This is a genomic window from Brevundimonas sp. M1A4_2e (genome assembly GCF_053345555.1).
The window spans coordinates 288,678-302,180 of record NZ_JBKFAI010000001.1 but is presented as its reverse complement, the minus strand read 5'-3'; the positions used below and the strand labels follow the sequence as shown (position 1 = coordinate 302,180).

Genomic DNA, 13,503 nt, shown 5'->3' with positions numbered 1-13,503 from the left:
GGGCGGCGGTCCGCCCGTCACTAATCGGCAAAGGGTAGGTTGCCCGCCGCCTGGCCGCAACCAAAGATGAATGAGGATCAGATATCTAATGATCGCGACGACCGTGGCCGCCGCCTTGGCGATTCTGACTCCCCCGGCTCAGGACGTGCTGAACAGCACGCCTGCCCCCTACTCCGCCAGCCAGGGCGGAATCATCAGCAGCCAGGACGCCGCCCTGGTGCAGCAGGGACTGACCGCCGCGCGAGCCCGCGACGTGGTCGGCACGCAGGCTGTCATGGCCCGGATTTCCGACCCCTCGGCGCGCAAGCTGGTCGAGTGGGCGCTGGTCGACACCTCTGACAGGCAGATGTCCTACAGCGACCTGGCGCGGGCGCAGACCGACCTGGCGAACTGGCCGCGCGGCGAATCGCGCAGAGCAGCCGGCGAGCGAGCGCTGGACATGGCTGGCCAGTCGCCGGACGCCGTCATCGCCTTCTTCAACGGGACCGCCCCGACCACGGCCCAGGGCGCCATCGCCCTGGCCGGCGCGCTGGAGCAGACCGGCCGCCGCCAGGAGGCCCAGGCGCTGATTCGCGACTGGTGGCGCACCCAGAGCTTTGAAGAGGCCCAGCAAAGCCGCATCTATTCGCGCTGGAGCGGCTGGCTGACCAGCGACGATCATGTAGCGCGGCTGAACATGCTGCTGCTGGGGCCGCACGGCCCGGCGACGCGCGCCATGGTCGCCCTGGTCCCGGCCGACCGTCAGACGATCGCCAACACGGTGATGGCGCTGCGCACCGCTTACGCGCCCGACGCCATCGTCGGCGGCCTGTCGCCCTCGCAAGCCAACGACCCGGCCGTGGTCCTGGAGCGCGTGCGCCTGCTGCGCTCGGCCGGGCGCCAGGCCGAGGCCTTCCCGCTGCTGTCCGCCCTGCCCGCTGCGCCGTCGCACTCGGAAGGTCAGAACACGCTGTGGAGCGAACGCCGCAACTACTTCCTGGACGCCCTGCAACAGGGCAATGCGCGCGCCGCCTACGCCGCCATGAACGGCCACGGCTTCCCCTCGGGCGAGCGCAAGGTCGACGCCGAGTTCTTCGCAGGCTGGGTGGCCCTGACCAAGCTCAATGATCCGGCCACGGCGGCCCAGCATTTCGAGGCCCTGCGCAACGCCTCCTCGACGCCGATCACGCAAGGGCGCGCCCTGTACTGGCTAGGCCGGGCGGCCGAGGCGCGCGGCGACCGCGAGGGCGCCCAGCGCTGGTATCAGGCGGGGGCCGAGCACTGGCAGACCTTCTATGGCCAGCTGGCGGCGGAAAAGGCCGGGGCGACGACTCTGACCCTGCCGGGCGAACCGGCGCCGTCGCCGGAAGACGTCAACCGCTTCGAGGGCAATGAAGTGGTGCGGGCCACCCGCATCCTGGGCCAGATCGGCGAGAAGACGCTGATGCGGGTGTTCGCCTATCATCTGGATGATACCCTGCTGTCGCCCTACGACCTGGCGCAGTTGTTCGACCTGATGCAGGGCTATGGCGACCAGTTCGGCTCGATGATGGTCGGTCGCGCGGCCAGCCAGCGCGGCTTCGTCATGCCCGAGCGGATGTATCCGATTCAGTTGCCGCAACAGGTCGCGGGCATGGCGCCGAACGAGTTCGCCCTGGCCATCACCCGTCAGGAATCCAGCTTCGACCCCCTGGTCCGTTCGCACGCCGATGCGCGCGGCATGATGCAGCTTCTGCCCGCGACGGCGCAGGGCGTGGCGCGTCGCATGGGCCGCTCGTTCAACTCAGAGCAGCTCTGGGACCCGGAGATCAACATGACCCTGGGCAGCTATCACCTGGGCGAGCTGATCAACAACTTCGGCGGGTCGCCGCTGCTGGCCTCTGTCGGCTACAACGCCGGACCGGCCCGTCCGCCGCAGTGGACCGCCCGCTGCGGCGACCCGCGTCAGGCCCAGGTCGATCCCATCGACTTCATCGAGTGCGCCCCCTTCACCGAGACGCGCAACTACATGATGCGGGTGATGGAAAACATGCAGGTCTATCGCGCCCGGCTGAACGGCGGCTCTGCCCCGCTCACGCCGTCGGCGGACCTAGCCCGCGGCACGCCGCCGAACGCCGGACCGCGCGCCTATCAGCCGTGATGTGACGCGCGACGGGCCGCTAACCACGGCCCGTCTGAGGCCTCCAGCCAAACGGCGTCGAGGTTGAAGACGGTCTTCAGGATGCTGGGCGACAGGGCCTCGGTCGGCGCGCCTTCCGCCGCCGCGCGGCCCTGATGCAGCACCACGACCCGATGGGCGAAACGCGCCGCCAGGCTCAGGTCGTGCAGGCTGACCAGGACCCCGCGCCCGGCGTCTGCGCGCGCCCGCAGCCGCTCCAGAACCAGCAGCTGGGCGTCCGGGTCCAGACCGGCAATCGGCTCATCGGCGACCAAGAGAGGCGCCGGAACCGTCAGGGCGCGCGCCAGAAGCACGCGTGCGCGTTCGCCGCCCGACATATCGGCCACGCCGCGATCGGCCAGATGGCCGACGCCGACCTCGTCCAGCGCGGCGCGGGCGCGCTCCAGCGCCGCTCCCCCGGTGAGGAAAGGCGCGCCCAACGCCGCCACTTCGACGGCCGGCAGGTTCCAGGCGATGGAACGGTCCTGCGGCAGATAGGCCGCGCGCTCGCCCCGCTGGCGTTCCGACAGACGCCGGGCCTCGTGGCCGCCCAGACGAGCGGTCCCTTGGGTCAGCGGGGTCAGGCCAAGGGCGGCGCGAACGGCCGTCGACTTGCCCGCCCCGTTCGGTCCGCACAGGGCGACGACTTCGCCTGGCCGGACGAGGAAGGACGCGCCTTTCAGAACCTCGACCCCGCCGAGGCGCGCGTGGGCGTTCTCAAGCTCCAGCAGCCCGCTCACAGCCGCCACTCCCGCGCCGCCCGCCATGCGATCAGGGCGAACAGCGGCGCGCCGACCAGGGCGGTGAACACCCCCAGCTTCAGCTCCTGATCCGTCGGCAGCATCCGCGCCATAAGATCGGCCAGCACCAGCATCAGGCCGCCCGCCAGAGCCGAGGGCGCCAGCAACCGTCCCGGATCGCCGCGCACCGCCGCGCGCACCAGATGCGGCGCCGCCAGGCCGACGAAGCCGATGACGCCGGCGACAGCCACCGCCGCGCCCGCCGCCAGCGCCGACGCCGCCAGGGCCAGCACCCGCATCCGTCCCATCGACAGGCCGGAAGCGCGGGCCGCCTCCTCGCCCAGCGTCAGCATCCGCAGCCCCGGCGACGCGCTTCTCGCCAGAAACGCCGAGATCAGAAGCGCCGGCGCCACCCAGGCGACATCGTTCCAACTGCGGTTCTCGACCGATCCCAGCAGCCAGTTCATCACCTCGGCCGAGGCGATCGGCGACGGCGACAGGTTGAAGATCAAGGCCGTGAGCGCGCCTGCGAAACTGGACAGGGCCACGCCGAACAGGATCAGCGCCTCGGGCGCCCGCACCCGCGCCGCCAGGACGATCAGCAGGCCTCCCCCGACCGCCGCGCCGAACAGAGCCGCGCTTTCCACAGCGCCGGGGATCGCCGCCAGCCCCAGCACAATGGCGGTCGCGGCGGCCAGGGCCGAGGTCGCAGACACCCCCAGCACCCCCGGCTCGGCCAGCGGATTACGCAGCAGTCCCTGCATCACCGCCCCGGCCAGGCCGAGCGCTGCGCCGACCAGCAGGGCGCAGACCGCACGCGGCGCGCGCACCAACCACAGCACCTCGCCCGGCCCGGACGCAGGATTAGAAAACCCCTCGGCGTACTGCCCCGCGCTGAACGCGGTTTCTCCCAGGGTCACCGCCACGCCGAGCGCGGCGACCAGGGCAAAACCCAGGCCGATATTCAGTCTCGCGGCGCCGGTCATTTCGCCTGCTCCGCCAGCAGAACAGCTGCGTCCGCCGCGAACCACGCGGGACAGGTCAGGGCCGCGCCCGGCAGGCTGGCCGCCGTGCGTTCCGCTGTCGCCCGGCGCATGACCGGATGGCGCCCGGCGCCGCGCCAGTCCGACCGCGCAAGGTCGAAAAATCCCTTCACATACAGCGCAGGCGGCGAAAGCAGCACCCGCTCCAGCCCCAGCGGTTGATAGCCGGGGTGCATCACCCCGTTGCGGAACCCGGCCGCGCGCAGAATGGCGTCCATCAGCGAGCCCGGCCCGCTGGTGAAGCCGCTGGCCGTGACATAGACAGCCGCCCGCCCCCGCCCCGCGCCCGACGCCTGCGTCAGCCGCGCCTCCATTTGGCGGATCAGGGCCTCGCCGCGCGCACGGCGATCCAGTGCGGCCGCCACCTTGCGGATATTGGCCTTGATCCCCTCCATGTCCGTGGCGTCGTCGATGCCGACCGTGCGCACTCCACGCCGATCGAGCGCGTTCAAAAGCCGTGCATCGCCGCCCCAGTAACGAACCGCCACATCCGGCTGAAATCCTGTCGCGGCCTCCAGGGTCGGACGAACCATCCGCCGCCCATTCGCCGCCTGTCGCATCCATGCATCGGGATCGTCGGCGCGCGGCGACAGGGCGAGCTCCGCGTCAGGCGCGAGGGCCAGGACGAACTGATCGGCGCACTGATCCAACGCCATCACCCGCAGCGGCCGCGCCTGGGTTGCGGTCGCCAAGGTTGCGGTGATCAGGAGGACGAGTCCGCAGCAGCATCGCCTCACCGGGCGGCCAGCCCATTGAACAGCACGTCCAACTGAGTGCGGATCAAAACCTCGCGGTCCGCCCAGTCGAAATAGGGCTTGGTGATCAGCAAGGAGACCAGACCGTGCACGCAAGCCCAGATGACCTGCGCCTGTATCCGCGCGTCCCCGCGCAGGACGCCCTGCTCCACGGCGTCTTCGACAACTGACACCACGGCCTCAAACAGCTCTCCTCCCGCCTTCTGCGCAATGGTCTCGGCCCCGTGGCGGGTCTCGGCCGTCGGCGTGAGATAGGCGAGTCGGTAGGCGTTGGGATGCTCCAGGCCGAAAGCCACATAGCTCTCGGCGATCCGGCGCAGGCGCGCCAGCGAGGGTTCCGTATCCGCCAGGATGCTGCGGTTGCGCTCGGCCAGCCTTTCGAAGGTATTCCTGCAAATCTCGTTCAGGATTTCGCTCTTATCGGCGAAATGCATGTAGAGCGCCGTCGAGGACAGGCCCACCTCATCGGCGATCTTGCGGATCGTGGCGCCGTCGTAGCCGCTTTCGACAAAGATGCGTTCGGCCGCCGTCAGGATCTCGGCCCGGCGTTCGTGCCCGTCTCCCTTGGCCTTGCGGTTCGATCGCGACGTGGAAGTCGTGGAGATCGACAATCAACTGGCTCCTTGAACGAGGGACCCGAATCCCGACGCGAGGTTAACTCGACCAACCCCTCTAGCCAAACCCAAGCTTTGGGATATCAATGATATTAACATTGCGTTAAATCGGACGAGGGCGTGGTGGGTTGTCAACAATCAAGGACAGAGTCAGCGCGCATCACCCTGACGCGCGTTCAGGCGATCTCCATAGGCGTCGCGCTGGCGCTGAGCATGACCAGCGCCGCCGCTGTGCCGCGTCTGGCCGGATGGCTCCTCGTATCGACGCAGATCGGATTTCTGGCGCTGGCGGCGTGGCGGCTGGGCCTAATCGCGGTTCAGGCCCGCGCGCCGAGGGCGGCCCCGTCTCCCAGTTGGCGTCATGAGGACTGGCCCCGCTACACCGTCGTAGCCGCGCTTTATCACGAGGCGCAGATATTGCCCCATCTGGTCGAGCGACTGGATGAGATCGATTATCCCCGTGACCGCCTGCAAGGCTTCCTGGCGCTTGAAGCCGATGATCACGCCACGATCGCCGCAGCGTCGCAGCTGGAGCTGCCCGACTGGTTGAGCGTGCTTGTGGTGCCGCCCGGCACGCCCAAGACGAAGCCACGCGCGTTGAACTACGCCCTGGCGCGCGCGACCGGCGACTTCCTGACCATCTACGACGCGGAAGACGACCCCGATCCGCTGCAACTGAAGGAAGCAGCGATGAAGTTTCGCGATGAGGGCGACAGCCTGGCCTGCGTTCAGGCTCCGCTGCGCATCCGAAGTCGCCAGAAGACCAGCCCTCACCCCCTGCTCGACCGCCAGTTTGCGGCCGAATACGCCGCCCTGTTCGAGATCACCCTGCCCGCCATGGTTCGGCTTGGCCTGCCCTTTCCGCTGGGCGGGACCAGCAATCATTTCCGCGTGTCGGTGCTGAGGGCGTTGGGCGGATGGGATTCGTGGAACGTGACCGAAGACGCCGATCTGGGTTTTCGGATCTGGCGTTCCGGATATCGACTGGGCGTCATCAGCCGGCCCACCTATGAGACGCCGCCCGGTCCGGTGCGCCTTTGGCTGCCGCAGCGGACGCGCTGGCTGAAAGGCCATCTGCAGACGCTGGCGGTGCATACGCGCTGGACCGAGGGAATGGGCTGGCGCGGCTGGGCGGCGTTGATCATGACCATCGGCGCCGGCCTGGGATCGGCGGCGGTCCATGCCGGCTGCATGGCCTGGGTCGCCGTGGTTTGCCTGATGTCGGCCATGGACAGGCAACTGCCGTCCCTTTCCGTTCTGGGATGGGCGGTGCTGATCGTGGGGGTCGCAGCCGCCTGGATCACCAAATACCGCGGCGCGCGGATCGCCGGGACGCCCTATGGCCCGCTCGATATGGCGGCCTCCCTGCCTTATTGGTTCCTGTTGAGCCTGGCCTTCATGCACGCCGCCGTCCGGCTGGCGCTGGAACCGCACCGCTGGGACAAGACCCCGCATCAGGACGATATAGAGTTGATCATCGTTCCTGACCCCTATCCCGACGCTGGACGAGCAGCGGCCTGAGCGCCTATCAGCGCGCATGGCTCCGGTTCTTTCCTCCACGCCCGAAACCCTCGTCACCCGCGGGTGGTCGGACTACGCCCTTTTGGACAGCGGCGACGGCCGCAAGCTGGAGCGTTACGGCCGCTACACCGTCGTGCGCCCTGAGCCCCAGTGCTTCTGGACGCCTCATGACGAGGCCGCCTTCGAGCGCGCCAACGCCATGTTCGACCCGCAGCAGGAGGAAGAGGATTCCGGCCGCTGGCGTTTCGACGCCCATGGCCCGATCGACGCCTTTCCGCTGAAGTGGCGCGACGTGCGCTTCATGGGGCGGTTCACCCCGTTCCGGCACCTGGCCTTCTTCCCCGAACAGGCGGCCAACTGGGAGTGGCTGGACGCCCGCGTCCGCACCCTGAAGCAGCCGAAGATTCTAAACCTGTTCGGCTATACCGGCGTGGCCAGCCTGGCCTGCGCAGCGGCGGGCGCCCATGTCACCCACGTCGACGCCTCCAAGAAATCCGTGGCCTACGCCCGCGAGAACGCCGAACTTTCCGGCCTGGCCGACCGCCCGATCCGCTGGATCGTCGAGGACGCCCGCAAGTTTGTGGCGCGAGAGGTGCGGCGCGGCAGCAAATATGACGGCATCATCCTGGACCCGCCTAAGTATGGGCGCGGCGCCAATGGCGAAGTCTGGCGGCTGTTCGAGGACATGCCGGGGCTGCTGAAGGACTGCGCCGCCCTGCTGTCCGACGACGCCTCCTTCCTGCTGCTGAACGCCTATGCAGCGCGCATCTCAGGCCTGTCGCTGGCGCACATGATGGCTGAAGCCACGCACGATCGCGGCGGGCGGATCGACTGGGGCGAGCTGGCGCTGTCAGAGGACGGCGAGCGCGCCCGCGCGATCGGCCTCAGCTTCTTCGCCAGATGGAGCGCCTGATGACCGAACGCCTCATCACCTCCCTGACCAACGACACCATCAAGGCCGTCCGCGCCCTGCACATGCGCAAGGAGCGCGAGGCGACCGGCCGGTTTCTGGCCGAGGGGCTGAAGTTCATCGGCGAAGCGCTGGATCAGGGCCGCGCGCCGGTCATGCTTCTGGTCGGTCAGGACGCGCGGCCGCATCCGCTGCTGGACCGGGCCAAGGCCGAGACGCTGAAGAGCGGCGGGCAGATCATCGTCGTCACCCACGCCATCCTCGAGAAGATCAGCCGTCGCGACAATCCGCAGACGGTGCTGGGCGTGTTCGAGCAGGTCTACACGCCGCTGGACGCCATCCAGCCCAACGCCAAGCCCTGCTGGGTGGCGCTGGAGCAGGTGCGCGATCCGGGCAATCTGGGCACCATCATCCGCACGGCGGACTCGGCTGGGTGCGGCGGGGTCATCCTGATCGGCGATTGCGTCGATCCCTTCTCGGTCGAGGCGGTGCGCGCGACCATGGGCTCGGTCTTCGCGGTCAGCATCAGCAAGGCGACGCGTGAAGAGTTCCTGGCCTGGCGCGCCTCTTGGCCCGGCAGCGTCATCGGCACCCGCCTGGACGCCACCCACGGCTATCGCGACAGCCCGGTGCGCCACCCCGCCCTGATCATGATGGGCAATGAACAGGCGGGATTGACCGACGATCTGGCCGCCGCCTGCGACCTGAACGTCAAGATTCCGATGCGCGGCCGCGCCGACAGCCTGAACCTGGCCATCGCAACCGGCATCATGGTCTATGCGGTGACGGACGTCGCCTATGGCGAAGGGCTGTAAGGCGGGCTGATGCCGCGTCAGGTTCCACGCGGCTTGGCCCGGCTGGTCGCCGCCGCATTGGCGGGATCTTCCGGCCACGGGTGGCGCGGATAGCGGCCGCGCATCTCGCTGCGCACCGCCGCCCACGACCCGGCCCAGAAGCCCGGCAGGTCCTTGGTCACCTGCACCGGCCGCCGCGCGGGCGACAGCAGGCTAAGCGTCAGGGGCACACGGCCACCGCCGACCATCGGGTGCGCCTTTACCCCGAACAGTTCCTGCACCCGGATTTCGACACGCGGTCCGCCCTCGGCGGCATAGTCGATGCCCGCGCTCCCCAGCGGCGTGGTCAGGCGCGTCGGCGCCAGTTCATCCAGCTTGCGCTGCAAATCCCAGGGGATCAGGCCGCGCAGGGCTTCAGCCAGCTTGCCGTCGCCGAGGTCGGCCAGTGATCGCGCGCCGTCCAGCAGAGGCCAGAGCCAGTCCTCGCGCGCCGCAAGCAGCCCCGCGTCCGAGACGTCGGGCCAGGCGCCATCAAGCCCGCGCAGGAAGGCCAGCCGCGCCCGCAGCGCTCCCGCCTGCTCGCCCCATTTCAGGGCGCCGAGGCCGCCCGCCTCGATTTCCGACTGCAGCGCCGCCGTCATGGTCGCGCGGTCGGGCGCGCCGACGACCTTTTCGTCCAGGATCAGAGCGCCGATGCGGCGGACGCGGCGGATCACCGGCTTGCCGGAAGGCTCGCGCGCCAGCCAGTCCTCGATTTCGATCAGATGCGCCAGATCGGCTTCCAGCGTTGCGGCGTCCAGCGCCGCCGCCAGGCGAATGCGGTCGCGGGCGTCGCCGCCGCCCAGTTCCGCCACCGCCAGCCAAGGCTCGCGCGCCAGATGATCGGTCGGCTCGATGAAGGCGCCGCGTCCCGAGGCCAGCAGCACCTCGCCCGGCTTGCCCTTGGCGCGCGCGATGCGTTCAGGGAAGGCCTCGGCCAGCAGCAGGCCCGCATCCGCCTCGCCATCCCGGCCGCCCCCCGCCGCCCGCGCCCAGCGTTCAGCGAGCTTCATGGCGTCGCGGCCGCGCGGCGAGCGATCCCGCTCCAACCCCTTGAGGCGGTCGTGCAGATCGACGCCGTTTCCGCCGAGGCCCGGCTCGCTGAGCACCGCCGCGATCCTCGCCCCGCCGAGCGCATCGCCCTGATCCGAGGCGACAGCGACCATGTGGGCCAGACGCGGCGCCAGGGGGATGCGGGTCAGCCGTCGCCCGTGCGGCGTCAGGTCGCCCCTGGCGTCCAGCGCGCCCAGACGGGCCAGCACCCTGCGCGCCTCGGCCATGGCGCCAACAGGCGGCGGATCGAGCAGGGCCAGCCCGTCGGTCGACTTCGCCCCCCAGCGCGCCAGATCGAGCGCGAAGGCGGTCAGATCCGCCTCCTGAACTTCCGGCCGCTGATGGGCGACCAGGCCGCGCGTCTGTTCCTCGTCCCACAGGCGATAGCAGACGCCCGGTTCGACCCGGCCCGCGCGGCCCCGCCGCTGCTCGGCCGAGGATCGGCTGACCTTGACCGTCGCCAGCCGGGTCAGGCCGCTGGAGGGCTCGAAGCGCGGCACGCGCGACAGGCCGCCGTCGATCACCACGCGCACCCCCTCGATGGTCAGGCTTGTTTCGGCCACGGAGGTCGCCAGCACGACCTTGCGACGACCGGGCGCGGGGGGCTCGATGGCCCTGTCCTGCTCGCCCTTGTCCAGCGCACCGTAAAGGGCGACCACATCCACTGACGGATCACGCAATCGCTCGTTCAGGCGCTGGACGGTGCGGTGAATCTCGCCCTGCCCCGGCAGGAAGGCCAGGAGCGAACCGGTCTCCTCATGCAGGGCCTGAATCACGGCCTTGGCCATGGCCTCCTCGAACCTTTCGACCGGGTTGCGGCCCAGATAGCGGGTCTCGACCGGGAACATCCGTCCCTCGGCCTCGATCACCGGCGCGCCGTCCAGCAGGCGCGACACCCCGGCGATGTCGAGCGTCGCCGACATGACCAGCAGGCGCAGGTCCTCGCGCAGCACCGACTGACTGTCGCGCGCCAGCGCCAGACCCAGATCGGCGTCCAGACTGCGCTCGTGGAATTCATCGAACAGGACGGCGCCGACGCCCTCCAGGCCCGGGTCGTCGAGAATCATCCGGGTGAATACGCCCTCGGTCACGACCTCGATTCGGGTGTCCGGACCGATCCGGCTCTGCAGGCGCGTGCGATAACCGATGGTTTCGCCAGCCTTTTGGCCAAGATTGGCGGCCATGCGATCGGCGGCGGCGCGCGCGGCCAGTCGCCGCGGCTCCAGGACCAAAATCTTGCCGCCGGCCAGCCAGGGCTGATCCAGCAGGGCCAAAGGCACGACCGTGGTCTTGCCCGCGCCCGGCGGGGCCGCAAGGACGACCGCAGAGGTCTGGGCCAGGGCGGCCTTCAGCGGCTCCAGAACAGCGTGAATCGGTAACATAAAGCGGCTGTAGCGCCTTCGAAGGGGTTCACGAAAGCGTCGTCGGCGCGTCATCCCTCGTAAACCGCGTTGCGCGCACGGCCTCAGATGGCTAGCGTCCCCGCCCAAGAAGGCGACCCGGGAGGGGTCGTCGCATATGTTGGGGGCGCAACTGCATGTCTGCAGACGGCGTAAAGCCTGCCGGTAATCGGCTATTCCTTAAAAAATCCATCGCCCAAATTCAGAAGGAAGCCGCCAAAAGCGAGCTGAAGCGGACGCTTGGCCCGCTGAATCTGATGAGTCTGGGCATCGGCGCCATCATCGGCGCGGGCATCTTCGTGCTGACGGGTCAGGTGGCTTCGGCCCACGCCGGTCCGGCCATCATGTTCTCCTTCGTCATCGCCGGCATCGCCTGCGGCCTGGCGGGCCTGTGCTACGCCGAACTGGCGTCGACCATGCCGGTCTCGGGCTCGGCCTACACCTATGCCTACGGCACTCTGGGCGAAATCTTCGCCTGGATCATGGGCTGGCTGTTGGTGCTGGAATACGGCGTCGCGGCCTCGACCGTCGCGGTCGGCTGGTCCGGCTATGTGGTGTCGATCCTGAATGACTTCGGGATCAGCGCCAGTCTGTTTCCGACAATAAGTTACCCAGGCGGCGAAGGACCCCAGTGGGCCACCCCGCTGATCCAGTACGTCGCCTCGGGCGCTGACGCGGGCTTCCCGCTGACGGGCACCTTCAACCTGGTGGCGGCCGTCGGCATCGCCGCCGTCTGCGGCCTGCTGGTGCTGGGCGTGTCGGAATCGGCGAACATCAACAACGCCATCGTGGTCATCAAGATCATCGTCCTGCTGACCTTCATCGCTGTGGGCCTACAGTACATCAACCCGGCCAACTGGGACCCCTTCATCCCGCCGCAGGGCGACAGCTGGGACCAATTCGGCGTGGGCGGCATCTTCCGCGGCGCCTCGATCATCTTCTTCGCCTATGTCGGTTTTGAAGCGGTTTCGACCGCCGCCGCCGAAGCCAAGAACCCGTCCAAGGACGTGCCGATCGGGATCCTGGGCGCCCTGTTCGTCTGCACCCTGATCTACATGGTCGTGGCCGCCGTCATGACCGGCGTCGTCCCCTACCTGGAGTTGGCTTCGCCCGCCCCGATCGCCGTCGCCATCGACCGCATGGCGCTCACCTGGGCCGACATTCCGCTGGCCGGCGCGCCGAGCGGCAAGCTCAACCTGATCGCCTTCCTGATCAAGATCGGCGCCATCACTGGCCTGTCCTCGGTCATGCTGGTGCTGTGCTACGGCCAGACGCGGATCTTCTACACGATGGCGCGCGACGGCCTGCTGCCCAAGGCGTTCGCCGTGGTGCACCCGAAGTTCCGCACCCCGTGGATCGGCACCATTCTGCTGGGCATCGTCATCGCCATCGCGGCGTCCTTCCTGCCCATCTCGATCCTGGGCGACCTGGTGTCGCTGGGCACGGCGACGGCCTTCGCCATCGTCTGCCTGTCGGTCATCGTCCTGCGCATCAAGCACCCAGACATGGAGCGTCCCTTCCGTGTTCCGGGCGGCATGGTCACGGCCGTGCTGGGCATCCTGGCCTGTCTGACGCTGGCGTCGTTCAACTTCGTGCCGATGGTCCAGCACGCCCTGAACGACAACCCGCTGCCGCTGACCATCCTGGGCGTCTACGCCGTGGTCGGGGCGCTTATCTACGGTCTGTACGGCTTCGCCCACTCGAAGCTGGCCAAGGGCATCGACATCACCGAGGACGTGAAGCTGGAATCGGCGGCTGACGCCTTCGGTCACGGCGTCGACAACAAGAAGGACGACTGATCCTGATCAGTCGTTCCGCACACCGCGTCTGCACGTTGCAGCGGGCCGACGGCCTCAAGCAGCGCGAAGCGCGGTAGGCACAAAAAAGAGAAGGGCCCCGGAGCGATCCGGGGCCTTTTTCATGGCCGGACGGGATTGCCGAAACGGCCGCCCTCGCCTACAGCCTCGGGCGAACCTATGCGGATGTGGCGGAACTGGTAGACGCACCAGATTTAGGTTCTGGCGCCGCGAGGCGTGGAGGTTCGAGTCCTCTCATCCGCACCATTCTCGGCCACGCGCCAACGGCCCCAGCCCCGCCGTTCAGCGCCGACAGCCCCGTTGGCAAAAACCCCGCCTTATTCCTGCGATTTTTGCAGTTGAGACGCTCGCGGGTGGGGCCTGTACCCCCGGGCCCCTCCCGCCAGCGACCGGCCCTGGACCAGTCGATACGCGGCGCCTGAGGTCATCCCACGATTATCCACCCGCCGCTCGGCTATGAGGAGCTTCTGGCGATGCAGCGCGCGCACCATCCGCAGCGCCCAGATCGGCATCCAGCGTTAGAGCTCGGATGTCGGAACCACCACATCCTGCAGAAGCCAAGCCATAATTTCAAATTTCTGACGGTTTTCCACCCCTCGGGGCGCGTCTTCCTTCGTTTTTGGCAAAAAATTGTTCTCAGAGGAAGAATATGTCTTTTACGGGGCGATTTTTTGTCCGAG

General features: G+C 68.6%; 10 protein-coding genes and 1 tRNA gene. 6 read left to right on the top strand and 5 right to left on the bottom strand.

Annotated elements, in window-relative coordinates:
* The first annotated feature begins 88 nt into the window (after nt 1-88).
* Nucleotides 89-2,119: a lytic transglycosylase domain-containing protein gene (locus tag ACLBV5_RS01435; protein ID WP_447604613.1), complete on the top strand. Its 2,031-nt coding sequence runs from the start codon at nt 89-91 to the stop codon at nt 2,117-2,119.
* Here ACLBV5_RS01435 and ACLBV5_RS01430 read toward each other — a convergent pair.
* From ACLBV5_RS01430 to ACLBV5_RS01415, 4 genes are read right to left on the bottom strand one after another with little or no spacing between them, the layout of a single operon-like run.
* Nucleotides 2,110-2,886, bottom strand: coding sequence for an ABC transporter ATP-binding protein (locus tag ACLBV5_RS01430; RefSeq protein ID WP_447604612.1), 777 nt, complete (start codon nt 2,884-2,886; stop codon nt 2,110-2,112). The genes ACLBV5_RS01435 and ACLBV5_RS01430 overlap by 10 nt on opposite strands.
* Nucleotides 2,874-3,863 (bottom strand): FecCD family ABC transporter permease, encoded by a 990-nt coding sequence (locus ACLBV5_RS01425; protein ID WP_447604611.1) that lies wholly within the window; start codon nt 3,861-3,863, stop codon nt 2,874-2,876. Before ACLBV5_RS01425 ends, ACLBV5_RS01430 begins: the two co-directional genes overlap by 13 nt.
* Nucleotides 3,860-4,612, bottom strand: a complete 753-nt coding sequence (locus ACLBV5_RS01420) for an ABC transporter substrate-binding protein (RefSeq protein WP_447604610.1) — start codon at nt 4,610-4,612, stop codon at nt 3,860-3,862. Before ACLBV5_RS01420 ends, ACLBV5_RS01425 begins: the two co-directional genes overlap by 4 nt.
* A 41-nt stretch (nt 4,613-4,653) precedes the next feature.
* Complete coding sequence (locus ACLBV5_RS01415) at nt 4,654-5,286, bottom strand: TetR/AcrR family transcriptional regulator (protein ID WP_025977158.1); 633 nt, start codon at nt 5,284-5,286, stop codon at nt 4,654-4,656.
* A 216-nt stretch (nt 5,287-5,502) separates the two neighbouring features.
* On the opposite strand from ACLBV5_RS01415, the gene ACLBV5_RS01410 reads away from it, so the two are divergent.
* The 3 genes from ACLBV5_RS01410 to ACLBV5_RS01400 are packed head-to-tail and all read left to right on the top strand — an operon-like array spanning nt 5,503 to nt 8,535.
* Entirely contained in the window at nt 5,503-6,810 is a 1,308-nt protein-coding gene (locus ACLBV5_RS01410; RefSeq protein ID WP_447604609.1) for a glycosyltransferase family 2 protein, read from the top strand.
* 16 nt (nt 6,811-6,826) lie between these two features.
* Nucleotides 6,827-7,723, top strand: coding sequence for a class I SAM-dependent methyltransferase (locus ACLBV5_RS01405; protein ID WP_447604608.1), 897 nt, complete (start codon nt 6,827-6,829; stop codon nt 7,721-7,723).
* The gene (locus ACLBV5_RS01400) at nt 7,723-8,535 is read left to right on the top strand and encodes a TrmH family RNA methyltransferase (protein ID WP_447604607.1); all 813 of its coding nucleotides are present in this window, start codon (nt 7,723-7,725) and stop codon (nt 8,533-8,535) included. The genes ACLBV5_RS01405 and ACLBV5_RS01400 overlap by 1 nt, the downstream gene beginning before the upstream one ends.
* Nucleotides 8,536-8,552: 17 nt before the next feature.
* Here ACLBV5_RS01400 and hrpB read toward each other — a convergent pair whose 3' ends face one another.
* A complete protein-coding gene (hrpB, locus tag ACLBV5_RS01395) occupies nt 8,553-10,988 on the bottom strand; it encodes an ATP-dependent helicase HrpB (protein WP_447604606.1) in 2,436 nt (811 codons plus the stop codon).
* 155 nt (nt 10,989-11,143) lie between these two features.
* On the opposite strand from hrpB, the gene ACLBV5_RS01390 reads away from it, so the two are divergent.
* Nucleotides 11,144-12,805: an amino acid permease gene (locus tag ACLBV5_RS01390; protein WP_025977163.1), complete on the top strand. Its 1,662-nt coding sequence runs from the start codon at nt 11,144-11,146 to the stop codon at nt 12,803-12,805.
* A 179-nt stretch (nt 12,806-12,984) separates the two neighbouring features.
* Nucleotides 12,985-13,069: transfer RNA gene (locus tag ACLBV5_RS01385), tRNA-Leu, on the top strand.
* The last annotated feature ends 434 nt before the right edge of the window (nt 13,070-13,503 follow it).